Origin of the sequence: Aminiphilus sp. (assembly GCF_029975095.1) — a bacterium.
Classification (GTDB): domain Bacteria; phylum Synergistota; class Synergistia; order Synergistales; family Aminiphilaceae; genus Aminiphilus.
In genome coordinates this window covers 1-1565 of sequence record NZ_JARKPW010000025.1, presented here as the reverse complement: position 1 = coordinate 1565, position 1565 = coordinate 1, and the positions used below count along the sequence as shown (strand labels likewise).

Sequence of the window (1565 nt, the reverse complement as noted above, 5' to 3'; positions counted from 1 at the left end):
GGTGCGCCCTCCGTGTTCGGAGGGCTATCGTCCTGGATGTGGAGGAACGATGGGAAACTCCAGGAACGGTTCTCGGGGAGTTCGAGATTCGGTAGTCTTTCGGGACTTCGCGGTTTTTTCCGGCGTTCCTTCCTTTTGATGACGGCGATTCGTGGGTGACATCCCTCCGGAAAGGCCGAAGATGTCTTTTTTCGGCCTTTCCGGGTATGTTCGGCATCTCCGGAATGTCGGTGCCGGGAACCGGGACGGCGCGTGCTCCGTTCCGCACCGGCAGAGCGTGTGGTGTTCCGCCATCCGCGGGGGCGCGTCCGCTCCGGAGCACGCTCAGGGAGCTGAACAAAGCGGTGTTTCTCCATCCACGGGGGCGTTCCGGCATCCTTCCGAGTTCGGGCGCGAATTTCCACGTTCTGCCGTCGCCTGAATATGGAGCCCCCGGCGGGCGAAAACCTTTTTGGCCAGGAAGATGGCGTTGAGCGCTCTCGGAAATCCCGTGTAAGGAATGCACTGCAGAAAGGCTTCGACGAGTTCCTCCGGTGAGATGCCCACGTTCAGCGCGCCGTTGATGTGCACTTCCAACTGCGGTTCGCATCCCCCCGCCGTGAGCAGACTGCTCGTGGTGATCAGCTCCCTTTCCCGCAAGGAGAGCCCTTTTCTGGAATAAATGTCGCCAAAGGCGAACTCCACGATGAAGGTGGCCAGATCCGGAGCGATGTCCTTCAGGGACTGCATGACCCGCTCTCCGCCTTCACCGTCCACCTCCAGAAGTTTTTTCATGCCCCGGTCGAAACGACTTTCGTCCATTTGCCTCTCTCCTTTCGGTTGCGGTATAGTGCGAAGCATAGATGTTCGAGTGGACTCCAGGTCAAGTGGCCGGGTCGGGAGGAATCGATGTCCTATTCCATCGGGGAATTTTCGGCGCTCTCCGCCGTCAGTGTTCACACGCTCCGTTACTACGAGAAGGAACGGCTTCTCATCGTCCGGCGCGATACCCGTGGAAGACGGATGTACGTCCCGGAGGATCTGGAATGGATCCGTTTCATCAGGAAGCTGAAGGAAACGGGAATGCCCATCAGGAATATCAGGGAGTATGCGACCCTCCGCTACGAGGGAGAACACACCCTGTCCCAGCGCCTGGGCATTCTTCTGCAGCACCGTCGGCGCGTCCTCGAAGAAAAAAAACGGTGGGAGGCGAACCTGGCGAACATCGAGAAGAAGATCGGTTTTTACGAGGAGAAACTCTCCGGAGGGGGCGGAAAGAATCCGGCGTGATCGGAACGCCCTCTTTTCGTTCCGGGAATGCTGCATATGGCACGGGAGCGTCCCGTCTGTAGTTCTTTCGGATCATGCAAACAGGGACGAAATCGTCATTTTTGCTCCTTGAGAGACCGCTCCGCTTTTTTGCTTCAGGCGTTACAATAGGGAAGCATGGACGCACCAGGAACCGGGGGGAGTGGAAGCCATGGGAGATGCGCTCGATGCCTTCGAAATGGAACGGATGCACCGTCCCTATCGGGAGGTCATCAAGGTCGTGGGCGTGGGCGGTGGCGGCACCAACGCGCTCAACC

The 1565-nt window shown here is 58.6% G+C and carries 2 protein-coding genes; one reads left to right on the top strand and one right to left on the bottom strand.

Annotated elements, in window-relative coordinates; genetic code table 11:
- Window positions 1-324 precede the first annotated feature (324 nt).
- A complete protein-coding gene (locus tag Q1K49_RS01590) occupies window positions 325-801 on the bottom strand; it encodes a carboxymuconolactone decarboxylase family protein (protein WP_300522018.1) in 477 nt (158 codons plus the stop codon).
- Between the two features lie 87 nt (window positions 802-888).
- Between Q1K49_RS01590 and Q1K49_RS01585 the strand changes: the two genes are divergently transcribed.
- Complete coding sequence (locus Q1K49_RS01585; protein WP_300522016.1) at window positions 889-1269, top strand: MerR family transcriptional regulator; 381 nt, start codon at window positions 889-891, stop codon at window positions 1267-1269.
- Window positions 1270-1565 lie beyond the last annotated feature (296 nt).